This window comes from Mucilaginibacter sediminis, from assembly GCF_051903035.1.
Taxonomy (GTDB): domain Bacteria; phylum Bacteroidota; class Bacteroidia; order Sphingobacteriales; family Sphingobacteriaceae; genus Mucilaginibacter.
The window spans coordinates 1,160,425-1,185,716 of record NZ_CP170602.1 but is presented as its reverse complement, the minus strand read 5'-3'; the positions used below and the strand labels follow the sequence as shown (position 1 = coordinate 1,185,716).

The following is a 25,292-nucleotide window of genomic DNA, read 5'->3' as shown; positions in this document are numbered from 1 at the left end:
CAAAAAAAATCCCCTGATCTTTTTAAAACCAGGGGAAATTAATGATATAAGGGGGATTAAACTTTAGCTGTTTTTACAGTTTTAATAATCACCGCAGCCACTTTGTATGGATCGGCAGCCGAGTTAGGACGACGATCTTCCAGGTAACCACTCCAGTTGTGTTCAACTGCATAAAGTGGGATACGAATAGAAGCACCACGATCTGATACGCCATAGCTAAAGTCGGTAATAGAAGCAGTTTCGTGTTTACCGGTTAAGCGCTGATCATTATCGGCACCATATACAGCGATACACTCAGAAACAGCCGGGCGGAATGACTCGCAGATAGCTTCGAAAGTAGCTTTGCTGTTTGCAGTACGTAAGGTAGTATTTGAGAAGTTAGCGTGCATGCCAGAACCGTTCCAGTCTAACTGACCAAGCGGTTTGCAATGCCAGTTGATAGATACGCCATAGCTTTCACCAATTCTTTCTAATAAATAACGTGCAACCCAGATTTGGTCACCAGCTTCTTTAGCGCCTTTAGCGAAGATCTGGAATTCCCACTGACCTGCTGCTACTTCGGCGTTGATACCTTCAACATTTAAGCCGGCTTCTAAACACACGTCTAAGTGCTCTTCAACAATTTCGCGGCCGTAAGCATTGTTTGCGCCTACCGAGCAATAGTATGGTCCTTGCGGGCCTGGGTAACCACCAGCCGGGAAACCAAGCGGTTTGTTGGTTTTAGGATCCCATAAAAAGTATTCCTGCTCAAAACCAAACCAGAAATCATTATCATCATCCTGTATAAGGGCACGACCGTTTGACTCGTGAGGTTTTCCTGTTGAATCTAAAACTTCGCACATAACAAGGTAAGCGCTTTTTCTTTGCGGATCCGGGCATACAAAAACTGGTTTTAAGATACAATCTGATGAACCACCTGGTGCTTGTTCAGTTGATGAGCCGTCAAAGCTCCAGTTATCCAGATCTTCTACTTTACCGCTGAAATCCTTAACGATTTTTGTTTTGCTACGCAGGCTTTGTGTTGGTTTGTACCCATCAAGCCAAATGTACTCGAGTTTAGTTGCCATTTTTTAATTAATTTGTAAAGTTGGGGTTCTATTGATAGTTTTTGTATTAATCTCGCCAATTAACAAGGCGAATTTAAATTATTTTTACAAAAATCACCATGAATTTGTGATTTTTTTATAATTTTTTTCAACAAATACCACGTTTTAACTGTAAATGCATAATAATTAATCTAATTGGAGGTATTTTTAGTGATTTAGTATTTTTACGCCTATGGTAATGCTGAATTTTAAAAAGAATGCAAAACAGCGGGGAATTGTAAATGGGAATACCTAAAAATTTCGCCCTATGTTGGCTGATTACGAGATCAATCTTTTTCGCTTAACTTTTCTGAAACGTTTTTAACATTTTTGTCCAGTTCCTCGGCCGAGTATAATAAATGTTTGCGTATTTTAAGTAGTTCTTCTTTGGTTTCAATGTCCTTAACCAGGTCAAGAAGGCCCAATATGTTTGATAGGTGCTTACGTACTTCATGAGAGTTGATTGTGGCCAGCTCTTGTTTTTTGGCGGCGAATAATAACTGCTCATAATGGCGTTTTTGCCTGCTGCTGCGGTAAAAAATAGCCACAACAACAACCGCTAAAACAGCAATGACAATGGCAAATATCATCCATAAACGTTCGCGTTCATACCTTAGTAAGTTTACATAATACAAGCTTTGTACTTCATTTACTTTTAATTGCGATGACTTATTGCCTGCCTGCGAAAGATTATTGAGGTTTTGCTTTAACTGGCTCAATGCCAGTTTAAAGCTGCTTGCTGCCAACTTGCTGTCATTTTTACGTTCAGCTATTTCCCCAAGCACTTCATATAAATGATATTTTATTTCGGGATGGTTTATTTGAGATGGTTGGGCCAGTTGTTTATCTACCATGTATTTTGCAGAATCAATTTGGCCGTTGCTTAAATAAGCATCGGCCAAAAGCTGTTCCTCCAGGTCGCTTTTAACATACAAGCTATCTTTTAATAGCGAGTTGATTAGTTTTATCGCACCTTTATAATCATGCTTCAGCAGGCTTAGGTAATAACCGGTACGTTTTTGATAGGTGTATAATTTATAACTCTTGTATGTTGGATCAAATAGTTTTTCGTGATAGGTTTTTAGCGAATCGTAATTGTTAGTCCTAAAATAGTTTTCAGCTTTGTTATAAGTGATGATGGTTGAAATAGCCGGACGGTTAATTTTATTTTCTTCCAATATCTTTTGAGCCTGGTTAAGATAGGATAACGATTGGCTGTATAAGCCGCTTTTATAATCTACATCTGATATATTAACGTTAAGTATAAGCTCTAAACTGGGATTATTTAGTTTTTTGATTTCCTGTTTAGCCAAATCGTAACTGTTTAAAGCTTCAATAAAATTACCTTCATCTGTTTGTAAAAATGCGAGGTGGATAAAATATTGTTGAAGTAAAAAATGATCGCTGCTTTTGTGCGCTTCATCAATAGCTTTTATCAATGATTTTTGAGATTCCTTTAAATTGTTGAGTCTTCTCTGATAGATGCTTTCCATGAAATACAGCATCGACGATTTATTATCAAAGTTAAACGTGGCAAACGTATTTGTAACATCTTTCTTTTTATCGATGAGCTGGTTTAAAGGAGCATTTTGAAAAAACGACTTTACATACCGGGTAACTTTTGTTTCCCTTTCTGTTTGGTCTTTTATCAAAATATAATCTATCAGGCTGTCTTTTTTAGCATGAGATTGGGCACATGTCACTTTAGAGAGACAAATAAATAATAATAGTATAGGGATATAGCGCAGTATTTTCAACGTGCCGGCAATTTAGGATAAAAATACACTTGCTAAAGACAAAACCAAACATATAAATTAAATTATCCGTATACCGGGAATGACTTATTGTTTTTTTTTGTGTTAAAAAAAGGAGGGGAATGAATTAGATGCCACATTCGTATTACAGAAATTATTTTTCTATTTATTTGATATTAACGCATATTTATGTTAATTTTGAAAAAAACTAACCCCAGTTTATTATGAAAAAAACCGCACTTTTAATTATGGCAATTATTGTTGCCACATGTTACTTTTCTTGTAAAAAGGAAACTATAGCGCCTAAGAAAACTATTACTAATGGAGTAGCTACTGGTAAAAAAGACACTATATATATAAGAACTACGCTGTTGAAAGACACTATATACAAATAGTAGTTTTGGCTCCTGTGTAAAAAAGACAACCATAAAAAAGGTTGTCTTTTTTTATTTGCAGCCTGTGCCATCGTGTTAGCTGGATCAGTCCGGAAAGTTTTGCCATGAAAGTAACGGACGCGCCTTAATATCGGATTTATTAACTTAATACAGATGTGTCCTTCATCGAAGAGAAAGCTGGCTGTTTATCCGGGAGCGGATCATAGGCAGCTGGAAAGTTAACTATCAAATTTTTCTAACAGTTTCAGCAACGTTTCAAAATCCTTGGGATAGGGGGCATGTATGGTGATTTCTGTCCCGGGGGGTATTTTGAATGTAACTTCGTATGCATGCAGCGCAAAGCGCTTCATGATAGGTAATTCTTCCTGGTCTTTCCCTAAATGATATTTCCGTTTTATTTTAGATAGAAATACAGGCTCACCCTTGTACATTTCATCGCCGGCTATTGAAGCCCTTTGGGTAGCCAGGTGAATCCTTATCTGGTGCATACGGCCTGTTACCGGGCGACACTCCACCAATGTATAATGCTTAAAGTATTTTAGTGATTGAAACCAGGTTTCGGCACGTTTGCCTTCCTGCCTGCTAATCGTTACGTTGCCCTTGCCCACGTTTAATATCGGCAGGTCAATCAGTAAGTTATCAAAGGTATGGGTGCCGTCAATAATCGCATGGTACACCTTTTTTACCTGCCGTTTTTCAAATTGCATCGATACCATTCGGTAAGCTTCCGGGTTTTTGGCAATAATAAGCGCCCCCGAAGTTTCTTTATCCAGTCGATGACAAATTTGTGCATCTTCCCAATATCCTTTAGCCAGTCGCAATAAATTCACCTCGCCACCTTCACGCTCGTCGAGCGAACTCAAAAAAGGGGGTTTATTAACTACAATAACATCATCGTTCTCAAATAGTATCAGGTCGGCAAATTTCGGAAACTTCATATTTTATATATAGCCGGCAAAAATACGGTTTATAATAATGATAACACGCCTGCCGTCAATTTTTTAAATAACAACAACGAGTGCACGGTGTTAAACACGGAGTCAAATGACCTTGTAATATGGCCTTAAAAAAGTACAATAAACTTAAATTAAGGCCATTTGCTTAGATAGTATAACCATGGAATAGTATTTGTTTTATGTTAAGCAACAATCTAACTGTAAAAACAACATGAGCATTAACAAAACCGAACCTGAAGAAAAGGGATTTTTTGAGAAGGTTAAAGAAACAATTGAACATTTGTGGGAAGGTACCAAAGATACAGCCGAAGACGTAAGAGAAGCCGCAGCGGATAAACTGGAAGATATTAAAGAAAAGGTAACCACAAAAAAAGCAACAACCGCCAAAAAGGCTGTGACTGCTGCAAAAGCTGATGTAACAAAAAAAGCAACTGAAGCCGCCGATAAGGCAAAAACTGCAGTAGCCAAAGTAAAAGCCGAGGCGAGTGAAAAAGCAAAAAAGATTACTGCCAAAGCAAAAAATGAAACCATCGTGGCAAGAAAAGAAGCTGCCGATGTAAAAGCCCTGGCCGAAACAAAAGCAAAAAAGATCTCGGCCAAAGCCAAAGGTGCCGTTGCCGCGGTTAAAAAAACAGCCGCGACTAAAACGGCGAAGGCAGCTACAACAGTTAAGAAAAAAGCTTTGGCAGCTAAATAATTTTTTAATATTAGTTTGGAAGCGATGCACCTTACAGGTCATCGCTTTTTTTGTGTAACACGTTTTATCGACGGGTTTAAGGCCTATGCTTCTGTTAGCTGGCAATAGATCGTTTAATCTTTTTTATTTTAAATGTAGTATTTACATTTATTTTTCTACTTTTGAAAAATCAAACGCAATTACCAATTGCCATAAGCCAATAAAACCTGTACAAATAACACAATGGAAACTAATAATTTCGATCTTAAAGAGCATCCGCACAGTCGTTTAAATATTTTAACCGGCGATTGGATCCTGGTATCACCGCACCGTACCAAACGCCCGTGGCAAGGTAAGGTAGAAGCCACACAGGCTAACGACCGCCCCGCTTATGACCCGCAATGTTATCTTTGCCCAACCAACAAGCGTGCAGATGGCAGCGAAAATCCTGATTATAAAGGCAACTTTGTTTTTACTAATGACTACTCATCGTTACTGCTAAATACACCCGATGGCGGCCTTAACGATGATGAACTATTGGTAGCCAACAGCCAAAAAGGTATTTGCCGTGTTATCAGCTTTTCGCCCCGGCATGACCTTACGTTGCCGCAAATGGAAACTACGGAGATTCGCAAAGTGGTTGATGTTTGGCAATCTGAATTTGAAAACCTGGCATCATACCCCTGGATAAAACATATCCAAATATTTGAGAACAAAGGCGACATTATGGGTTGTAGCAACCCCCATCCTCACGGGCAAATCTGGGCGCAAAACAGCATCCCGGTTGAGGTAGCTAAAGAAACCCAGCAGCAAAAATCTCATTTTGAGCAAAAAGGCAGCAGTCTGCTTGGCGATTACCTGGCGCTTGAACTTAAACGCCAGGAACGCGTTATTTTTCAGAACGATCATTTTGTAGTACTGGTACCGTTTTGGGCGGTTTGGCCCTATGAAACCATGATCATCAGCAAAAGGCACGTTACCAGCATCCTTTATTTTACAGATGAAGAAAAGCACGCCCTTGCTGATGCCATTAAAAGACTCACCGTGAGGTACGATAACATGTTCGAAACCTCGTTCCCTTACTCGGCAGGTATGCACCAATCGCCGGTTAACATGGGCGAACATCCTTACTGGCACTGGCACATGCATTTTTATCCGCCGCTACTACGGTCGGCAACCGTGAAAAAGTTTATGGTTGGGTACGAGATGCTGGCCAACCCGCAACGCGATATTACTGCAGAATACGCTGCCGAAAAGCTGCGTGCACTAAGCGAAATTCATTACAAAGCGAAAGGAGCGTAAAAAACATTACTTTTAAACCAACCAATACAACACAACACCTATTTATGAATCACTTATTTAAAAATCTATCATTAATTATGGTACCGGCTTGCCTATCTTTGGCAGCTTGTAATCAACCATCAACCCAACAGAAAACCAGTATGACAGATAGCACCAAAACGGATAGCACCAAATCATTCGCTGCTGCATTTGAATCAACCATCAATGGTAAACAAACTCATCTTTACACCCTTAAAAACAAAAATGGCGTTACCGCTACCTTTACCAATTATGGTGGGCGTATAGTAAGCCTGCTGGTACCCGATAAGAATGGTAAACTTACTGATGTAGTTTTAGGTTATGAAAGTGTAGAAGGTTTTGAAAAATCAACTGAACCTTATTATGGCGCTACCATAGGCCGTTTTGGTAACCGGATTGCCAAAGGTCATTTTAAAATTGATGGTAAAGATTATCAGTCATCTATCAATAACCCGCCAAACACGTTACATGGCGGTAAAAACGGATATCAGAGTGTTGTTTGGGATGCCAAACAAATTGATTCGACCACCCTGGAGCTTACCTACCTGTCAAAAGATATGGAAGAAGGTTTCCCAGGCAATCTTACCATAAAGGTGGTTTATAGCCTTACCGACAACAACGAATTTAAATGCGTTTACGAAGCCCAAACCGATAAAACAACCGTGGTAAACCTAACCAACCACGCGTTTTTTAACCTGAACGGCGAAGGGAGTGGCACTATCCTTAATCATTTGGTACAAATTGATGCGGATAATTATACCCCGGTTGATGCCGGTTTAATTCCCACAGGTAAAATTGAGCTGGTAAAAGGTACGCCGTTTGATTTTACCAAACCAGAAACTATTGGCAAACGCATTAATGACGATAATCAGCAGCTGAAAAACGGCAAAGGTTACGATCATAATTTTGTGCTTAACAAACACGATATCACAATCCCGATTGCTACCGTAACCGGTGATAAAAGTGGTATTAAAATGGAAGTTTATACCGAAGAGCCCGGTATGCAGTTTTATAGTGGTAACTTTATGCAGGCCAAAAACGCCATGAAACGCGGTATTAAGGACGAGTTTCGTACCTCGTTTGCAATGGAAACCCAGCACTACCCCGATTCGCCAAACCAGCCGCAATTTCCATCAACCGAACTTAAGCCGGGCGAGACTTATAAAACTCAATCGCTGTATAAGTTTTCGGTGATAAAATAAGCTTGCGATTTTTAGATATTTTGAAAAGATCCGGTCATTTGACCGGATCTTTTTTTTGCCCGACTGGGAGGACCGAAAGACGACCTGCCTATTGTTCTTAACTTCAGGGAGCGCCAAACTGGCCTTTCATATCAAATCACATATCTCAAATCTCACATCTAAACTGTATATTTCCACCAGCCAACAATGAACTCTTTATTGTCAACCCAATTATTTAAGCAGCGGTTACCTACAAAGCAGTGTCTTTGGTTGGTTTTGTTGTGCACCTTTCAATTGGTATTTAATACAAAAGGTAATGCACAGTTGGTTACCATCGGTTCGCAACCAACCAGCGGCTGTGTTGGGCAGCCTATTACATTTACAGCAGTGGCCTCAGGTGTGGGCGTATTACCGGTTTACCAATGGCAGGTAAACGGAATTAACGTTGGATTCAATCAAAATAAATTTACCAGTAGTACACTTGTTAATGCTGATGTAGTGCAATGCAGGGTAAGTATCCCTGGGCCTAACGGTACATTTAATATCGCCAACAGCAACGCCCTTACCATGACCATCCTTTCGCCGCCTGTTATTGTGCAGCATGATACCGCTATTTGCCCTGGCAGCACTATGGTACTCCAGGCCGATGTTTCGGGTGCGGCTTATGCCAAATATAAACAGGTCGATTTTTCAAACCAGTTCAATTTCAACATCTCTACTAATACTTTTGGGCACCAGTTTGTTAACTGCCCTACGGGGAATGTTACATTCAATGGTATCCCTTATATCCTTTACCCATGGAGTGATACCTTTACCGGCTGGAATGCAAGCAACGCTACCGGACCCGATCCGCGTAAACTTTTTATTCCCGTTAACGAGGATGGTGCTGTGGCCATCAACCTGCTGGCCAATACCTATTTTGGCGTACCCGGCCCGGCGTCGTATGTAAGCGTAAGCTTTTGGGCCAATGGTGCCGAGGTGTACAAAAAAGACCTTATAGGCAACCAGGACATCCGCGACTTTAACGCTGCCCAGTTTACCAACCAAATCAATAACACCAGCACTACAAACGTGTGGTTATCGCCCAACCGGCAAAACCGGCTGGATAATGTGCGCATCCAGATGCCTGCACCAACGCGTATAGACAGCATTGTGGTAAATGATCATGGCGGCAACGGCCAGCGCCTGTTCATCATTGGCGCCACCGTTGAGAAAACACCCGTTGCCCTTAAATGGTCAACCGGCGAAACCACCCCATCCATCACTGTAGCCCCAATGCAGCCAACAACTTATACCGTAATGGCTACAAATGGGGTAGCCAGTTGTAGCGATGGCAGCATCAATGTAAGCTTTACTACGCCGGTAGTGCCGTCAATAAGTATCAGTCAGTTAACCGGCAACGTTTGCCAGGGCAACTCTATCACTTTTGAGGCAGGAGTGCTTAACGGTGGCAGGGAGCCTACGCTTAAATGGCAGGTAAATGGCACCGATGCCGGTACCAACAGCTTTATATTTACTACCAACAGCCTTATAACCGGCGATATAATAACCTGCCAGGTAACCCCACACAACCTGTGCCTTACTATACCCACAGCAACAAGCAATGCACTTACAGCAACGCTGTTACCGCAACCTGTAGTTGATGCAGGCCCCAACGTAACCATTCACCAGGGCGATGCCATCCAGTTAAAAGCCACTGCAACCGGCGATATAATGACCACGAAATGGAGCCCTGCCACCGGGCTTGATAACCCAGGCATACTCAACCCCATAGCAACCCCAAATCAAACAACCAAATACACCTTGCTGGTGCAAAACCAAAATACATGTACGGCTACCGACAGCCTGATTATAAAAGTGCTGCCGCTTGATGTGGTGATCCCCAACGCCATCAGCCCCAACCACGATGGTGTAAATGACATATGGGATATTCAGCACTTAGATCAGTTTGCTACCTGTACGGTAAATATATTTAACCGCTACGGCCAAAAGCTTTTCACATCCACCGGCTACGCCCATCCGTGGGATGGAACCTATAAAAACAGGCGCCTTCCTGCGGGCACCTATTATTACATTATTGATTTGAAGGATGGCAGCGCAGTACGATCGGGGTATGTGGTGCTGGTGTATTGAAGTATAGTATCAAGTATCAAGACTTTGGTGGAGTGTTGGATGTACCAGCCGTTGCGCAATTGTAAGCCGAATACAAGGTAATCACCCAACCTTCTGATTTCGTAATATTCCTGATGAGATTGGGGAGTAGAAAGAGGTCGATGAGATTTAAGCTGTAATTACTAACTTTACCTCATGCTTACGTCCTACAAATTCATTAAAGAACCCACCAACCGCTGGTATATTAACCTGCCCGACTGGCAAGGTATGCATGCCGACCTGGAAATGGTTGAAGGTGCCGACATCATGCTTGACTATGTTGGCCAGGGTGCCCGCGAAGTAGAACTGCAGCTGGCCGAAGAACCTTTTGAAAACGCAACTCCACTTCAACTTGTTGAAGATTATCGAGACCATGTGGGTGGCGGTATTTACCTGCTTGGCCGATACAACGGCGAAGAGCTTAACCAAAAAATGTGGCTTTGTGGTGTTACCGAATTTGTGTTTGGCAAACTGCCAGAGGTTATTTATTTCAAGAAAGTGGAAACTAACAAGCAATAGCTGAATGCTTAAAACCATGTTCAGCAAAAAAAGCGGCTATCCCAACAGGAACAGCCGCTTTTTTTGTTGAACAGTGATTACGCTTACTGGGTAATGGTTACTGTGCCCATATCCTTCACCGAACCGTTTATCACGGTTACTCCGGTAACGGTTTTTGTAACATATGGGCTTACCGGTACAAATTGTACGTTGTAAGTGCCTGCTGCCAGGCCCGAAAAGTAGAATTTGCCCGTAGCATCGGCCACAGTACCAACGGTATCGGCGCCGGTAATTGCAAACACTTTAGGAGACGACGCGGCAGGCGATACTACACCGCTTAATGCACCCGAAACAGCCTGTGGTATTGCCCTTATCACTGGTTTTAGTATGTATTTGCCGTTTCCGGTTAATACGATCGACTGCGCTGCGTCAAAGTCTAAACGGAGGGTGTAGGCCACACCTGCCGTTAAATTGTCGTGTACGTTAAGCTTTACGCCCGATGTTTGTCCGCTGGGCGTGGTCAGGTCGTGAGATACGCCAGCTACTACTACCCGGTTGCCGGAGTCGTTTAAAACCAGCCTTATTTGCTGGATAGTGCCGGCCGGGATGTCCTGTGCTGCCAGCACGGTATCTTTACCCGCCCTAAACCTTAGGATGTCTATCGGGCCGCCGTTTACATCAAGTGTATTTTCCCCTTTATCGGTAACTACAACTACGCTTTTAACATTCAGGATAACGGCATCAAAAGCGCCAGGGGCATCGGTCATCTTCACTGTTACGTGCGATGTGCCGCCTGCACTGTTGTTGCTGTCCTTTTTACAAGAGAACAACGAAAGGCTGAGTGCAGCGGCAAATAAAAGTAACTTTTTCATAATGTATTATTTAGTGTATAAACCAACGTTCAAAACTGGTGCCTTGTCGGGCAATGTGCCGACGAAATGGCAATATGTATCGATGAATAGGGGTGTTGGTTGCAGAATAAGGTCCAATTATGTTACAGCGTAAAGTTTCGGTGGTTATTGACCAGTTATCTGCACAATTTTCCCTTCAATTGTCTGGTAATTGTATGCCTTTGTGGCCTGTGTGCAAAAGTTTACATCGGTGCGATGGCGCGCAGGTGACCAGTTTTGCCAACAGAAAACCTGCGCTCCATAGCTTTTCTTCAAACCTGGCCGGCGGGGCGTATGTGATTTAATTGTTAAGCCCAAATCAAACTTAAATCATTTCGCTGCCGGGACTATAAATTGTGCTGTAAAAAGTGTACCTTCGCGCCATTATTTTCTTGAAAACAAAGCGTTTAATTATCATGCTTTCAGCTTCAACGACGATAAAATAAAAATAATAGAATGAAAAAAATTGTCGACTACAGGAAGCTTTTAAATGTTACCGAAGCTGCAGAACTACAGGAATTAAAATCAAACTACCGCAATATGATGAAAACCTGGCACCCGGATAAGTTCCAGGATGAGAGCAGGGTTGAGGCGGAAGAAAAAAGCAAGACCATTATTGAAGCTTACCACTTTTTGGTAAGCATAGCGCCCGAAACCCGCGCGCAATCATTAACCGAATATACGGCCACTACCACGTTATCAAACATTGCCGATTTTGAATACAAATCGCAGGTGTTGAAAATTACGTTTTTGGATGGTGCCGAATACGAGTATTTTGATGTACCCAAGGCGATTTATGTAAAGCTGATTAATGCCGATTCGCCCGGCAGGTTTGCCCGCAGGCATATTTATAACGAATATGTTTACCGCAGCGTAAGCAGGCTGGTAGCTACGGCGTAGCTGGTTCTGTTACGAGATGCGGGGCTCGGGTTGTGAGGTCTGCATCTCAACTTTAAGATCTTTTAAAACGTTAAGTTTGCCCCCGTAACCCGAACCACGCAACTGGCAACTCGAACCCTCATCCCCGGTTCAATCGTTCAAAATCATCGATTGTATCAATATCAATGGCACCCAGTCCAAACGGTACCGACATAACATCGTCCGGGTAGGCATTGATGATGGTTTTTGCCCCTTCACTGCCTGTTAGCTTCATTAATTTGACGAAATACTTTTTATCAAACAAAGCGGGCACACCCAGTGTGTTTTTATATTCGCAGGCTATTATCCCTGTATCATTCTCGGTTTTGCGTTCGGTTAATTGATAAAGTAGCAGCGGGTCAACAAAGGGCTGATCGCAAAGCATTAGGATTGCCGACGTAATCAGTGGCTCTAAGTACATTAGCTGGGCTATTCCCAGGCGGATTGATGAAGCCATGCCTTCCTGCCAGTCGGGGTTATAAACAATATTAACTTGCTGATCGGATATGTTGGGGCGTATTTCGCCTTCGTTGGCTCCCAATACTACTACAGCGCAATCGCAGCAGGCCGAAGTTAAAGCGGTTTGTATGGCGCGTTGCAATAATGTTTTGCCCTGGTAAACCAGGTTCTGTTTTGGCGATCCGAAGCGGCTTGAAGAGCCGGCAGCAAGTATAATTATCCCCGTCATTCGTTTTCTTCAGTTTTTTTAAGGCATAGATTGATGTACAATTTGCTGCGGTACATGGTTATGGATACTTGTTTTATAACGTAATGATGTTCCTGACCTACCCTTTAGCACCGCCTGCATTTCGGCAATGATAGAGAGGGCAATTTCATCGGCATTTTCAGATCCTATATCCAAACCCGCCGGCCCAAATACGCTTTCCAATTGTTGCGGGGTAGCCGTTATACCTTCACCGGCAAACTCATCCAGCATTCTTTGTAACCGTTTTTTTGGTCCCAGCACCCCGATGTAGGACGGGCTGAGTGGCAGTAGCTGCTTTAATACGCAGGCATCGTAATTATAGTTGTGTGTCATCAAAATAATTACAGTACGTTCATCTATTTTTACATGTTGTAAAGCGTATTCCGGTTTGGATATGGTGATTTTGCCCACCAGCGGGAACCGCTCCGGAACAGCGTAGTTGGCGCGTCCATCTACCAGGTGAATTATCCAACCCAGCGCAGCGGCTATCTGTACCAGCGGTATGGTATCATTGCCGGCACCAAATATTACAAGCGACACTGCGGGTTGCATCAGCTCAATAAAGCAGGTAAATTTATCGCCATATAAATAAGTTTTGGTTACCGAATTGCCATTGGCCAAAACGTGTTTGGCATCTTGCAACAGGGCATCCTTAATAGCGTCATCGGGGAATTGTCCGGTTATTTCTTCATCCTTATTTAGTAACAAACAAGTGCCGGGCTGCGGTGCCTGCTTATCGTTCATGGTAAACAGGGTGATAAGCACCACAGGTTCGCGTTTGCTCAAAAATTGTTTAAACAACTGTATGGGGTTATCCTGCCTATCAGCAAAAATAGGTTCAATCATAATGTGGATAATGCCATTGCAGCCCAGGCCAACGCCAAACTTGGCGTCGTCATCGTCGGTGGTATCATAAGTAACCAGCATGGGCTTGTTTTGGGTCATCACCAGGCGGGCCTTGCGCAGGGCGTCGCCCTCCAGGCAGCCGCCGCTAATGGCGCCTGTAAGTTGCCCATCTTCGGTAATGAGCATGCGGGCGCCGGCGCGTCGATAAGATGAACCCTCTACGTGTACAACCGTAGCCAGCGCGGTTTGCCTGCCGGCATTATGTGCGGCATCAAATGCCGTTATTATATCTTTAAGTTCTTTCACCTGGGCAAATTCAATAAATTGTAAATGTGAATATCGGTGTATATGTGATTAGCAACAATAATTGGCTATAAAAAAGTACATTTAAACCACAATGTTCAAATTTGTAATTTTTATTTTTACATTAACGATCATTAAACTTAAAAACCACAGATTTGTTGATTAAATTGTATACACTGTAAATTTTATAACTTGTTAATAGATAATCACGGCCGAAACATCAATTACCTTCGCCTTGCGGTGACCGACAGGTGCAACCTGCGCTGTTTTTATTGCATGCCCGAGGATGGCCTCAACTGGCTATCCCGTAAGGAACTGATGAGCTACGAGGAAATGCTGCATACCTGTTCCCTGCTGGTAAAAATGGGCATCCAAAAAATCCGTATTACAGGCGGCGAGCCATTTGTACGCAAGGATATTATGACCCTGCTTACCGCTATTTCGCAATTGGATGGATTACAGGATTTGAGTATCACCACAAATGGGGTTTTAACTGCACCTTATGTGCCCGAACTTAAAAAGATAGGTATACGATCTGTAAACCTTAGTTTAGATACGCTGGACGCCAATCGTTTTTTTACCATTACCCGCCGCGATGAATTTGCCAATGTTATGGCCGCTTTGGAGGCTTTGCTGCAGCATGATATCGAGGTGAAAATAAATGCCGTGGTAATGGACGGCAAAAACACCCAGGATATTATTCCACTGGTTGAAATGACCAAAGATTTGCCCGTAAGTGTAAGGTTTATAGAGGAAATGCCTTTTAATGGCGACGGACATATTTATACCGGTTTGCAGTGGGATTATGTACGCATCCTGGATGAGATTAAAAATAAATATCCACAGATCCAGAAACTAACCGATGCGGCTTATTCCACATCATATAATTACCAGATACCGGGGCATAAAGGTACAATTGGTATCATTGCAGCCTATTCGCGCACGTTTTGTGGTACCTGTAACCGGATCAGGATTACCCCGCAGGGCGAATTGAAAACCTGTTTATATGACGATGGCGGGCTTAATATTAAGGATTTGATACGCAACGGTGCCAGCGATGATGAATTACGGTCGGTTTTGCTGGATGCTTTTGGCAGCCGCGCTGCAGATGGCTGGGAGGCCGAAAAGTCGCGCGTGATACACCCCGGGCTTCATGAATCGATGGCCTCTATTGGGGGTTGATGAGCTTAAGGCTGAAAGCTAAAAATAAAAAAACAGACCGTCATTGCGAGGTACGAAGCAATCCCCGCCTTGCAGAGTGGCTTTGCAAATCCGATCTGCATAGTTTGGGATTGCTTCGTACCTCGCAATGACGTGTGGACATGTGTTTCATTTGAAGTATAAGATCAGGGAAAACGCTTTAGGCTTTCTGCCTTTGGCTTTTAGCTAAAACTATGACAACTGTTGAACAAGCTGAAAAACTAATACTTGCCCAGGTAAAAGATTATGGTGATGAAAACGTACCCTTTGAACAGGCGTTGGGTAAAGTTTTGGCCGAACCGATAAAGGCTGACCGCGACCTGCCGCCCTTTAACCGGGTAACTATGGATGGCATAGCCATTAATTACCAGGCTGTTGAAAACGGCATCTGCACATTCCATATAAAGGCTACCCAGGCGGCGGGCGATGTGCCTGTTGAAATTACCGATCGCAACGAGTGTATCGAGATCATGACCGGGGCGGTTTTGCCATCGTCGGTCAATACGGTTATCCGTTACGAGGATCTGGAGATGAGGGCCGGGTTAGCCAGTATTAAAGTGGATGGGATTAAGCAAGGGCAAAATATCCATATCCAGGGCGCCGACAAAAAACAGCATGAGGTATTGGCAGCTTCGGGTCAATTGGTTACACCGGCTATCATTAGCCTGGCTGCATCGGTTGGTAAAACTCATTTGCTGGTGAAAAAAATGCCCAAAGTGGTCATTATATCATCGGGCGATGAACTGGTAGATGTGCACGAAACACCTTCGCCCTACCAGATTCGTAAATCAAATAGCTACACGGTTAAAGCGGTTTTGCAGCAATATGGCCTGCAGCCGGATATCCTGCATATTCCGGATGATCCTGAAATTACAAAGGCCCAAATTCAACAATGCCTGCTAAATTACGATGTGCTGCTGCTAAGCGGAGGTATTTCTATGGGCAAGTTTGATTATATCCCCCAGGCATTGGAAGATTTGCGGGCAGAGAAAATTTTTCATAAAGTAGCACAGCGCCCCGGTAAGCCGTTTTGGTTTGGCCGGTACCAGGATAAAGCCCTGGTTTTTGCCTTCCCCGGCAACCCGGTAGCCACATTTATGTGCCTGCACCGGTATTTTTTAACCTGGCTAAATACAACCCTGGGTTTGGCAGAACAATCGCCGGTTTATGCTGTTTTAGCTAAAGATTTTAAGTTTCAGCCCCCTTTGCAATACTATTTGCAGGTGAAACTGAACAGTAATTTACAAGGACAATTAATAGCATCGCCTGTAGAAGGAAATGGTTCGGGCGATTTTGCTAACTTAGCAGATACCGAAGCTTTTTTAGAATTACCCATGGAAAGGGGTGATTTTAAGCAAGGGGAGGTGTTTAGGATATGGAAGTTTGTCTGAACCGGAATTTCAGGAATTTATAGAATTTACTGAATTATTTCCGCAATTATAAATTACCGTTTGCAAAGCAATTCTTAAATTCTAAAAATTCGTTTAATTCGAGTTCAGATAAAATTATAATGTTAACCCATATAGATAAACAAGGCAACCCATCAATGGTTGATGTATCTGCAAAGCAGGTAACGCAACGTACCGCAACGGCACGTAGCATTGTTGTTTTGCCCGATGAGGTGTTGCAGCATTTGATAGATGGTGACTTGATCAGCAAAAAAGGGCCTGTTTTTCAAACAGCAATAATTGCAGGCATCATGGCCGCCAAAAAAACCGGCGAACTGATCCCGCTTTGTCACCCTTTGGGTATGGATAATTGCCAGGTTACTGTTGAAGTGAATGAGCAGCAGGAAATTGTGATTGAATGTACGGCGAGCATTACTGCCAAAACGGGTATCGAGATGGAAGCACTTGTTGGCGCGTCTGTAGCGGCGCTTACCGTTTATGATATGTGCAAGGCCATGAGCCATGATATTGTGATAAAAGAAACCAAACTGACAGCAAAAACAGGAGGTAAACGTGATTTTAAAAGAGCATAATCCCGAAGTCAAGCATAAAAAACACGCCAAACTGGCAAGGCCTTCCACCGGGAATTTTGGAAGAAACGAATGGGCAATTGTTGGCGGGCCATGTACAGTAATAAAATTACTGGCCGACGATATAATAGCTGCTTTATCCTCAAGCTATAAATGTGCATATGCCGATACAGCACACAATCATGATATTACACAGGTACCAGGTAGATTGGCGAGTGGTGCTATAGTGGATTATACCGACCAGGTAAACTACCAGCAATTTAATTTTCAAAACCCGCTGATGCCTTACCAGCTTAAACAGCAATTTGCCAATGCCGACCTGGTACTGGTGAACGGTAACCACCAGCAGGCAAATGCGCAGGTTGTTATTATCGATATTAATAAAAAGGCATCACTGCAAAAACGGGTTGAACAGTTAACCAACGTACAACTGTTTTTATTAGCCGATTACAGCGACGAACCTTTTGATTTTATAAAGGAAGCTATCCCAAACTGGCAACAGATTCCCGTTTATAGATTAGCAGACAGGGAAAGGATCATAGCTTTTTTTGAAACCAATTTGCAACAGGTAAGGCCTGTACTAAACGGATTGGTGTTGGCCGGCGGACAAAGCCTGCGTATGGGTTTTGATAAAGGGAACGTAAACTGGCATGGCAAGGCCCAGCGCTACCACATGGCCGATATGCTAAAACCTTTCTGCAACGAAGTTTTTATATCCTGCAGGTCCGGTCAGCAAGGTGGAATAGATAAGCAATACCCATCGCTGGAAGACACCTTTACGGGGCTTGGCCCTTTTGGGGCGATATTATCGGCATTTCGGGAAAAACCGGATAGCGCCTGGCTGGTTATCGCCTGCGATCTGCCTTTGATGGATGAGGGTACCTTGCGTAATTTAATAGCCTGGCGTAACAGTTCTTCCATCGCGACAGCCTACCATAGTCCGGTAACAGATTTTCCTGAACCGCTTATTGCCATTTGGGAACCGAAAAGTTATCCTGTATTATTGTCTTATTTGGCGCAGGGGTATTCTTGTCCGCGTAAGGTGCTCATCAATACCGATATCACACTATTAAATCCGCCGGAACCGGAGGCGTTAACCAATGTGAATACGCCGGATGAACTGGAAAAAATAAAACGGGTTATACACCAAAAAACAGCTACAAGCTAATGGATACCGATGATCTGAGATATAGCTGCCAAATTGCCCTGCCTGGTTTCAGCGAAGCCATACAGCAGCTGTTGCAGCAGGCAAAAGTACTGATAGTAGGTGCCGGAGGGCTGGGTTGCCCCGCAGCACAGTACCTTACATCAACAGGAGTTGGTACTATAGGCATCGCCGATTTTGATGTGGTATCTGTAAGTAATCTGCACCGCCAGGTTTTGTATACGCCGGATGATATTGGAAAGGAAAAAACCACGCTTGCCTGCCAGCGTTTGCAAAAACAAAATCCGGGTATAAAGCTGGTGCCCCATAGGGATAAGATAACTTCGGCCAATGTTTTAGATATAGTAAACCGGTACGATATTGTAGTTGATGGCACCGACAACTTCGAAACCCGTTATTTATTAAATGATGCCTGTGTTTTAAGTGGAAAACCTCTGGTTTACGGTGCCATTTACCAGTTTGAAGGCCAGGTAGCTGTATGGAACGTACTTAATAAGGATGGGCAAAGGTCGCCTAATTACCGCGATCTTTTCCCCGAGGTGGATGCCACCCAGATCCCTAATTGTACAGAAGGTGGTGTGATCCCTACGTTGGCTGGTATTATTGGCAGTATGCAGGCCAACGAGGTAATTAAATACATCACTAAAACCGGCGAACTGCTTGCCGGTAAAGTATTGATCTTTGATGCTCAAAGTATGCAGAGCCGCATCATTAAAATTGGCTTGATCACCAAAACGCATATCAGGCATTTGGCTGCTACAATTACTTTTTCAACCATATCTGCAGAAGAACTTAAAAGGCGCATGCAGGAAGATGATACTATCGAACTGATTGACGTACGTACAATTCAGGAGCGTGATGCCTATGATATTGGCGGTACGCATATTCCTTTAGACGAGCTGGAAGAGGATATGCCATACTTCACCAGTACCAATACTAAAGTGTTGTACTGCTCAACCGGCAAAAGAAGCGCCGAAGCGGTAAAGCTGATCCTGAAAAGAATTCCCGAGGCTGATGTGTTATCGCTGGAAGGTGGGTTGAGTTTATATACAGAATAGGCTGATGATATGTTTCCTGTGGGTAAAATACTGTCCGTTTACTTATAAAATCCGAAATAGTAAATCCCAAATCCGAAATTAATCAAGGATGTGCTGCCACCCATACCTCGCCATCTTCAAAAGCCTCCTTTTTCCAGATGGGTACTGTTTGTTTAAGGGTATCTATGATGTAGCGGCAGGCCTCAAATGCCGCATCCCGGTGGGCGGCAGATACAGCTATGATCACCGGTATTTCCCCAATTTGTAACTCGCCTGTACGGTGGTGGATTAAAACTTTCTGTACCGGCCATTTTTCAAAGGTCTGGTTGGCTATCTTTTCCATCTCGCTTATTGCCATAGGCTCATAAGCTTCAAAATCGAGTTTTAAAACCGCTTTGCCTTTGGTGGCATTGCGTACTGTACCAATAAATACATCTATCCCGCCAGATTCCGGCGACATCACCCAGTCAATACAGGATTGTGCATTCAGGCTTTCCGCAGAAAGTAATACTTGTATATTGTTCATGGATTGCTTAATCAATTAACGATTTCATCAAATACTTTGGCGACTCGTGGTAACCCTGGCGTTCATAAAAACGGTGCGCGTCAACCCGGCGCGAATGGCAATGCACCTCTATCCGGTCGCATTTTTTTTCGATAGCCAAATTTTTAAAATGTTCCTCCAATAATTTTCCAACTCCTTTGCTGCGGGCATTCTCGTCCACGGCAAAACAACTTATCCTTGCAAAACTGCCTTTAACTACCAATTGTGTTAAAAAATCAAAAGCAATAAAGCCTGCAACATGCCCATCCAATTCATAAACCAAAACTTCCGATTGTGGCTGACTAAGCATCTGTTCCAGGTTTTCTGCTAAAAAGGCTTCCGTCCCCGGATAACCCAATTGATCCAGTAAGTTTGATATAGCAGGCTGATCGGCCAAAGTGGCTTTTCTGATACTCATTTTTTTATGATAAAAGATTGAAAGAACGAGGATTAAACGGGTAAAAAACAGGGAAATCGTTAAGCCTTTGTGCCAAAAACTATCCCCCGCTTACAGGCGGAATAATGGCTATCTCATCGCGTTCGTGGATGGTATCGCCGGGTAAAGCATATTCGTTATTTACCGCAACCATATACGATGCCAATTGCTTTAAGCGTGGATATTGCTGCTCAAGTACATACTTTAAATTGTAAATGGTAGCGTCATTTGTTAATTCCAAACTTACCAGCGAACTTCCGAATATCTCCTTTGTTACACCAAATGCCAGCACATTGATCTTCATCCCTCAAAATTAGGGCAAAATGAGATATAATATACCATAGAATTTTAAATAATTGATATTCAAAAACTCACCCTTTAGCCAAGCGGCTGACTAAACAACTTGTGTGCTAAATTGTATATTTACATATGGCCGTCAAATCCACACATCAAATACCTGTTGTTAAAGTTACAGCTGCAACCAACATCCGGGCAACCGATGCGCTTGCTGTTGAAGAACCTTTAGAGATAAGGCTGGAGTACGGAAAAGAAGGGCAGCGGCAGGTACAGAATATTTCGGTTACTATGCGTACGCCGGGGCACGATGCCGAACTTGCAAACGGTTTTTTATTTACAGAAGGTATTATAAAAGATGCGGATGATATTACATCAACCGCTCATTGCTTTATTGCCTGTGCCGAAAATAAGGAGAATGTGATCCAGGTTACCTTAAATCCCGGTGTTGTACCACACCTGCAAAATAGCGGGCGTAATTTTTATACCACATCAAGCTGCGGGGTATGCGGCAAAGGCTCTATAGACGCCATTCGCACGGTGAGTAATTTTACCGGCCTGGTGGCAGATCATGATGCCGTGGCTGCGGAGATTTTATACCGGCTACCCATTATTTTACAAAGGAATCAGCGGGTATTTGCTGATACCGGTGGTTTGCATGCATCGGCTTTATTCACCACACAAGGCGAATTATTATTGTTGCGCGAGGATGTAGGCAGGCACAATGCGCTGGATAAATTGATAGGGGCCGCCCTTGGTTATGGCTGGCTCCCCCTGCAGCAAACTATACTGCTTTTAAGTGGCAGGGCGAGTTTTGAGCTGGTACAAAAGGCAATTATGGCGGGCATTAATATTATTGCGGCTGTAGGCGCTCCGTCAAGCCTGGCCGTACAATTAGCCGAAGAATTTAATATTACCCTGATAGGTTTCCTGCGCGATGAGCGTTTTAATATTTACACCGCGGCACACCGCGTATTGATACCAAATTATGAAAATACGTATTAAAGGCAATTCATTAAGATACAGGCTTACCAAAAGCGATGTAGCGCAACTGGCGGAGGAAGGCCATATGCAGGAAGAAGTTGACTTTTGTGGCCAGCAGCTATACTATGCCATTAAAGCGGTTGAGGATGATCACCTGTCATCGATATTTAGGGAAAATACCATTATCCTGTTTGTACCCAATGATGTGATTAAAGAACTCGCAGAAACCGATAAGATTGGTTTTGAAGGTAAACATGGCAGCCTGCATTTATTGGTAGAAAAAGATTTTACCTGCCTTGATAATGTCGCCGAAGATCAGAGCGACAACTACCCCAATCCTTTAGCCGATAAAAAATGATGAGTAAAGATGTTAAAGAACAGCCATCAGCAGAAAATCCTGAAGAACTGCTCAACCTGAAAATCAGTAAGCCAAAAGTATGGGCAGCGGGCATTCCCGCGGTAACTGTCGCTTTGGTTGATATTTTGCAGGAACCCGGCTTTGTGCGCGGTATGGAAGGCCTGTTTAAAATGAACAAAAAGGACGGCTTTGACTGTTCTGGCTGTGCCTGGCCCGACCCGGATGACGACCGGTCGCCCATTGCCGAGTATTGCGAGAATGGCGCAAAAGCCCTTGCCGAAGAAGCCACCACCAAAAAGCTCACAGCTGAATTTTTTGCTCAAAACTCTGTTTTTGATTTGGCCAAACTAAACGATTACGAGATAGGCAAAAAAGGCCGGATAGCCCAACCTGTATATCTGCCTAAAGGCGGCACGCACTACCAACCTATTAGTTGGGACGATGCTTTTAAAAAGATAGCCGATAAATTAAATAGCCTGGCATCGCCAAATGAGGCTGCATTTTATACCTCAGGGCGCACAAGTAACGAGGCTTCGTTTACCTACCAGCTGTTTATCCGCGAGTATGGTACCAACAATATGCCCGATTGTTCAAATATGTGCCACGAATCAACCAGCCTGGGGCTGGCCGAGGCCATTGGCATAGGTAAGGGAACGGTTACTTTAAATGATTTTTATGATACCGATGTAATCATTATCATTGGGCAAAACCCTGGTACCAATCATCCCAGGATGCTGAGCGCCCTCGAAAAAGCAAAGCAACATGGGTCTAAGATCATTGCTGTAAATCCGCTGCATGAGGCGGGCTTGATGGGCTTTAAAAATCCTCAAACGGTGAAAGGCGTATTAGGAATAACCACCCAGTTAGCCGATTTGTACCTCCAGGTAAAGATCAACGGCGACATGGCATTATTGAAGGCTATTGAAAAACTGCTATATAAGGCTGAACTACAATCTCCCGGTACGGTGTTCGACCATCAATTTATAAAAAACAATACCGAAGGCTACGTAGCATTTTTAAACCATCTTAATGAATTCGATTTAAACCACCTGGCCAACGAAGCCGGCGTACCTTTAACACAAATAGAGCAGGCCGCCGATATGCTCAAGGATAAAACCCGCATTATCATTTGTTGGGCTATGGGTGTTACCCAGCATAAAAACGGCGTCGCCACCGTTAAAGAAATTGTTAACCTGGCTATGCTGAAAGGTGCGATAGGTAAACCGGGCGCTGGCCTTTGCCCGGTGCGCGGTCACAGCAATGTGCAGGGCAACCGTACCATGATGATATTTGATAAGCCTAAACCCAAACAACTGGACAAACTGAAAGAGGTTTTTGGTTTTGAACCACCGCGCCAACATGGTTACGACGTAGTAGAGTCAATACAGGCCATGCACGAGGGTAAGCTGAAAGTGTTTTTTGCCATGGGAGGTAATTTTCTTTCGGCTACGCCGGATACCACTTATACGGCCGATGCAATGCGTAAGCTCGAGCTGTCTGTTCACGTATCTACCAAACTTAACCGCAGTCATTTGGTACATGGTGATGAAGCTTTGATATTACCAACACTTTCGCGCAGTGATAAAGATATGGTTAATGGCGAAGCGCAGTTCATCAGCTGCGAAAACTCGATGGGGGTTGTGCAAATGTCGAAGGGAATGCTGGAGCCCATCTCTAAGGATCTCTTGAACGAGAACCAGATTGTTTGCAGGCTGGCTAAAGCCACCTTGGGCAAGCGTTCTGTTATTGATTGGGATAAGTACGCCAAAAGTTATGATGCTGTACGCGATGACATTGCCAAAGTAATTCCCGGTTTTGAGAACTATAATCAAAAGGTACGTATACCGGCAGGCTTTTATTTGCCCAATGGTCCACGGGAAGGCAAGTTTGAAAATATTAAGTTTGGCAATAAGATTGATTTTAACATTGCCGGTCTGCCCATACATGAACCAAAAACAGGGGAGTTCCGGATGACAACTATCCGCAGCCACGATCAGTTTAACACGACCATCTACGGACTGAACGACCGTTACCGCGGAATCCACAACGAGCGCAGGGTAATATTCATGAACGAGAAAGATATAGCCAAAGCCGGTTTTAAGGAAGGAGAACATGTAGATATTTACAATAACTTTGCCGGGATTGAGCGTGTTGCGCGCTTGTTTGTGGTGATCCCCTATAACATCCCCGAGGGAAACACCGCAACCTATTACCCCGAAGCCAATGTGTTGATCCCGATTGATAGTGTGGCCGAAGGAAGTAATACGCCTACTTCAAAACTGGTTTTTATCAGTGTAAAAAAACATGAGGTGAAGTGATATTTCACAGTAATAATTTTACAGCCGTTGTAACTATATCCACAAAGCCCCTAATGCAAACAGCAACGAAACCGTCATAACCAACGCCCCCAGCTTTAAAAACGTCCAAAAGCTTACATCCAGTCCTTCGCGGCGTAGCGCAACCAGCCACAGGATAGTTGCCAATGAGCCCGTTACCGATAGATTTGGCCCAAGGTCGATGCCGATGAGTACCGAACTTTTGATAATTTCGGGTACATTGCCCTGTACAACATTACCGGCTATTAACCCGGCAGGCAGGTTGTTCATCAGGTTACAGGCAAAGGCGGTAATGATGCCGCTACCCCAGGCCGTCGCATTTACTGAATGTGCGGCATTTTCATGAAGCAGGGTTGTTAAACGCTCTATAATACCGGTTTTGCCCAGCGCCTCTACAATAACAAATAACCCGGCAACCAGGGGCAGCACGGCCCAGGAAACTCCTTTTATCACCATCCACGGATTTTTTTTAGCCCTGGTAATTACAATGGCCGATGTTAAAATTCCTGTTATGGCAGTTGGCAGGCCTAATTGAATATCAAGTGCTGATGCAATCAGCAAAATAACGGCTGTAGCACCTATACCAATAATGGCTGTTTTGCCGCCCTGAGCCAAAACCGGGATAGTGATATCTGTTTCAATTTTTGCTTTTAAAGCCTCGCGCTGTGTTAAGCGCAACATGATATAAGTAACCGTTATAGCAAAAAAAGAAGGCAAAATATATTGCGCCAGCCAATGTAATAGCGGTGGCATATGGCTTCCATAAATTACCAGGTTGGCCGGGTTTGATATGGGCAATACAAATGAGGCGGCATTGGCTATAAACGCGCAAATAAACAGGTAGGGTAGGGGCTTATCAACCTTAGCAGCCCTTACAGCGGCTGCCACAGCGGGGGTAAGTACAACAGCAGTGGCATCGTTTGATAAAAATATGGTAACCACCACGCCAACAAGGTATATGAGCAGGAAAAGCCTGCTTGCCGACCCTTGAGCCATCCGCGCGGCGTGAGCCGCCAGCCAGTCAAACAGTTTTTCTTCGCGGGCGGTTTCGGCAAGCAGCATCATGCCGGTTAAAAACAGGTATACATCAGTGCCTTTGCCAATGCCCGTTAAGCCATCGGCAGGTAATATCAGTTTAAAAATAACCAGCAAAACAGCCCCTGCTACGGCCCAAACTACCTCAGGTATTTTAAACGGCCTTATAATGACGCCCGCTACGGCAAAAAAAGAAATTATCCAGATGTAAGTATGCCCCATATAATTATTCAAAGATGTTGAATT

Annotated in this window: 25 protein-coding genes; 15 read left to right on the top strand and 10 right to left on the bottom strand. The window is 43.6% G+C overall.

Going from position 1 to position 25,292, the window contains the following annotated elements; translation table 11 throughout:
• Positions 1–56: 56 nt before the first annotated feature.
• Complete coding sequence (locus ACFGVS_RS04705; RefSeq protein ID WP_090649735.1) at positions 57–1,067, bottom strand: glutamine synthetase beta-grasp domain-containing protein; 1,011 nt, start codon at positions 1,065–1,067, stop codon at positions 57–59.
• Positions 1,068–1,372: 305 nt separating this feature from the next.
• Positions 1,373–2,842 (bottom strand): hypothetical protein, encoded by a 1,470-nt coding sequence (locus ACFGVS_RS04700; protein WP_439697676.1) that lies wholly within the window; start codon positions 2,840–2,842, stop codon positions 1,373–1,375.
• Positions 2,843–3,063: 221 nt separating this feature from the next.
• On the opposite strand from ACFGVS_RS04700, the gene ACFGVS_RS04695 reads away from it, so the two are divergent.
• Positions 3,064–3,234 carry a hypothetical protein gene (locus ACFGVS_RS04695; protein ID WP_439697674.1) on the top strand — a complete coding sequence of 57 codons (171 nt, stop codon included), beginning with the start codon at positions 3,064–3,066 and terminating at the stop codon, positions 3,232–3,234.
• 218 nt (positions 3,235–3,452) lie between these two features.
• Here the strand turns inward: ACFGVS_RS04695 and ACFGVS_RS04690 are convergent, their stop codons facing one another.
• Positions 3,453–4,172, bottom strand: coding sequence for an RluA family pseudouridine synthase (locus ACFGVS_RS04690; protein WP_274208541.1), 720 nt, complete (start codon positions 4,170–4,172; stop codon positions 3,453–3,455).
• A 229-nt stretch (positions 4,173–4,401) separates the two neighbouring features.
• Here ACFGVS_RS04690 and ACFGVS_RS04685 point away from each other — a divergent pair, with 229 nt between their 5' ends.
• The 5 genes from ACFGVS_RS04685 to ACFGVS_RS04665 all read left to right on the top strand — a co-directional run bounded on the left by ACFGVS_RS04685 (position 4,402) and on the right by ACFGVS_RS04665 (position 10,037).
• Entirely contained in the window at positions 4,402–4,887 is a 486-nt protein-coding gene (locus ACFGVS_RS04685) for a hypothetical protein (protein ID WP_439697672.1), read from the top strand.
• Positions 4,888–5,109: 222 nt separating this feature from the next.
• A complete protein-coding gene (locus tag ACFGVS_RS04680; RefSeq protein WP_439697670.1) occupies positions 5,110–6,168 on the top strand; it encodes a UDP-glucose--hexose-1-phosphate uridylyltransferase in 1,059 nt (352 codons plus the stop codon).
• A 44-nt stretch (positions 6,169–6,212) separates the two neighbouring features.
• Entirely contained in the window at positions 6,213–7,388 is a 1,176-nt protein-coding gene (locus tag ACFGVS_RS04675) for an aldose epimerase family protein (protein WP_090649752.1), read from the top strand.
• Positions 7,389–7,661: 273 nt separating this feature from the next.
• A complete protein-coding gene (locus ACFGVS_RS04670; protein ID WP_439697668.1) occupies positions 7,662–9,500 on the top strand; it encodes a gliding motility-associated C-terminal domain-containing protein in 1,839 nt (612 codons plus the stop codon).
• A 174-nt stretch (positions 9,501–9,674) separates the two neighbouring features.
• Complete coding sequence (locus ACFGVS_RS04665; RefSeq protein ID WP_439697667.1) at positions 9,675–10,037, top strand: DUF6717 family protein; 363 nt, start codon at positions 9,675–9,677, stop codon at positions 10,035–10,037.
• An 83-nt stretch (positions 10,038–10,120) separates the two neighbouring features.
• Here the strand turns inward: ACFGVS_RS04665 and ACFGVS_RS04660 are convergent, their stop codons facing one another.
• Positions 10,121–10,888 (bottom strand): DUF4382 domain-containing protein, encoded by a 768-nt coding sequence (locus ACFGVS_RS04660; protein WP_439697666.1) that lies wholly within the window; start codon positions 10,886–10,888, stop codon positions 10,121–10,123.
• Positions 10,889–11,362: 474 nt separating this feature from the next.
• Here ACFGVS_RS04660 and ACFGVS_RS04655 point away from each other — a divergent pair, with 474 nt between their 5' ends.
• Positions 11,363–11,806, top strand: coding sequence for a KTSC domain-containing protein (locus ACFGVS_RS04655; RefSeq protein WP_439697665.1), 444 nt, complete (start codon positions 11,363–11,365; stop codon positions 11,804–11,806).
• A gap of 118 nt (positions 11,807–11,924) precedes the next feature.
• Here the strand turns inward: ACFGVS_RS04655 and ACFGVS_RS04650 are convergent, their stop codons facing one another.
• Together ACFGVS_RS04650 and ACFGVS_RS04645 are read right to left on the bottom strand one after the other, a co-directional pair.
• Positions 11,925–12,512: a nucleotidyltransferase family protein gene (locus ACFGVS_RS04650; RefSeq protein ID WP_439697664.1), complete on the bottom strand. Its 588-nt coding sequence runs from the start codon at positions 12,510–12,512 to the stop codon at positions 11,925–11,927.
• Positions 12,513–12,530: 18 nt separating this feature from the next.
• Positions 12,531–13,682, bottom strand: coding sequence for an XdhC family protein (locus tag ACFGVS_RS04645; RefSeq protein ID WP_439697663.1), 1,152 nt, complete (start codon positions 13,680–13,682; stop codon positions 12,531–12,533).
• Positions 13,683–13,871: 189 nt separating this feature from the next.
• On the opposite strand from ACFGVS_RS04645, the gene moaA reads away from it, so the two are divergent.
• From moaA to ACFGVS_RS04620, 5 genes are all read left to right on the top strand, one after another.
• Positions 13,872–14,861, top strand: coding sequence for a GTP 3',8-cyclase MoaA (moaA, locus tag ACFGVS_RS04640; RefSeq protein ID WP_439697662.1), 990 nt, complete (start codon positions 13,872–13,874; stop codon positions 14,859–14,861).
• A 212-nt stretch (positions 14,862–15,073) separates the two neighbouring features.
• Positions 15,074–16,270 carry a molybdopterin molybdotransferase MoeA gene (locus tag ACFGVS_RS04635; RefSeq protein ID WP_439697660.1) on the top strand — a complete coding sequence of 399 codons (1,197 nt, stop codon included), beginning with the start codon at positions 15,074–15,076 and terminating at the stop codon, positions 16,268–16,270.
• A gap of 119 nt (positions 16,271–16,389) precedes the next feature.
• Positions 16,390–16,860, top strand: coding sequence for a cyclic pyranopterin monophosphate synthase MoaC (moaC, locus tag ACFGVS_RS04630; RefSeq protein WP_439697659.1), 471 nt, complete (start codon positions 16,390–16,392; stop codon positions 16,858–16,860).
• Positions 16,841–18,025, top strand: coding sequence for an NTP transferase domain-containing protein (locus ACFGVS_RS04625; RefSeq protein WP_439697658.1), 1,185 nt, complete (start codon positions 16,841–16,843; stop codon positions 18,023–18,025). Before moaC ends, ACFGVS_RS04625 begins: the two co-directional genes overlap by 20 nt.
• Positions 18,025–19,080 carry a ThiF family adenylyltransferase gene (locus tag ACFGVS_RS04620; protein ID WP_439697656.1) on the top strand — a complete coding sequence of 352 codons (1,056 nt, stop codon included), beginning with the start codon at positions 18,025–18,027 and terminating at the stop codon, positions 19,078–19,080. Before ACFGVS_RS04625 ends, ACFGVS_RS04620 begins: the two co-directional genes overlap by 1 nt.
• Before the next feature lie 82 nt (positions 19,081–19,162).
• On the opposite strand, the gene ACFGVS_RS04615 is transcribed toward ACFGVS_RS04620, so the two are convergent.
• The 3 genes from ACFGVS_RS04615 to ACFGVS_RS04605 form a co-directional block, all read right to left on the bottom strand.
• A complete protein-coding gene (locus tag ACFGVS_RS04615) occupies positions 19,163–19,585 on the bottom strand; it encodes a molybdenum cofactor biosynthesis protein MoaE (RefSeq protein WP_439697655.1) in 423 nt (140 codons plus the stop codon).
• A gap of 7 nt (positions 19,586–19,592) precedes the next feature.
• Positions 19,593–20,021, bottom strand: a complete 429-nt coding sequence (locus tag ACFGVS_RS04610) for a GNAT family N-acetyltransferase (RefSeq protein ID WP_439697654.1) — start codon at positions 20,019–20,021, stop codon at positions 19,593–19,595.
• A gap of 79 nt (positions 20,022–20,100) precedes the next feature.
• Positions 20,101–20,343, bottom strand: coding sequence for a MoaD/ThiS family protein (locus ACFGVS_RS04605; protein WP_090649787.1), 243 nt, complete (start codon positions 20,341–20,343; stop codon positions 20,101–20,103).
• 125 nt (positions 20,344–20,468) lie between these two features.
• On the opposite strand from ACFGVS_RS04605, the gene fdhD reads away from it, so the two are divergent.
• Genes fdhD through ACFGVS_RS04590 form a run of 3 tightly spaced genes read left to right on the top strand, consistent with a single transcriptional unit; the run spans position 20,469 to position 23,993 of the window.
• Positions 20,469–21,338: a formate dehydrogenase accessory sulfurtransferase FdhD gene (gene fdhD, locus ACFGVS_RS04600; RefSeq protein ID WP_439697652.1), complete on the top strand. Its 870-nt coding sequence runs from the start codon at positions 20,469–20,471 to the stop codon at positions 21,336–21,338.
• Positions 21,322–21,675: a DUF7009 family protein gene (locus ACFGVS_RS04595; protein WP_439697651.1), complete on the top strand. Its 354-nt coding sequence runs from the start codon at positions 21,322–21,324 to the stop codon at positions 21,673–21,675. Before fdhD ends, ACFGVS_RS04595 begins: the two co-directional genes overlap by 17 nt.
• Positions 21,672–23,993 (top strand): FdhF/YdeP family oxidoreductase, encoded by a 2,322-nt coding sequence (locus ACFGVS_RS04590; RefSeq protein WP_439697650.1) that lies wholly within the window; start codon positions 21,672–21,674, stop codon positions 23,991–23,993. Before ACFGVS_RS04595 ends, ACFGVS_RS04590 begins: the two co-directional genes overlap by 4 nt.
• Positions 23,994–24,026: 33 nt before the next feature.
• Here the strand turns inward: ACFGVS_RS04590 and ACFGVS_RS04585 are convergent, their stop codons facing one another.
• The gene (locus tag ACFGVS_RS04585; protein ID WP_439697648.1) at positions 24,027–25,280 is read right to left on the bottom strand and encodes an arsenic transporter; all 1,254 of its coding nucleotides are present in this window, start codon (positions 25,278–25,280) and stop codon (positions 24,027–24,029) included.
• Positions 25,281–25,292: the final 12 nt, after the last annotated feature.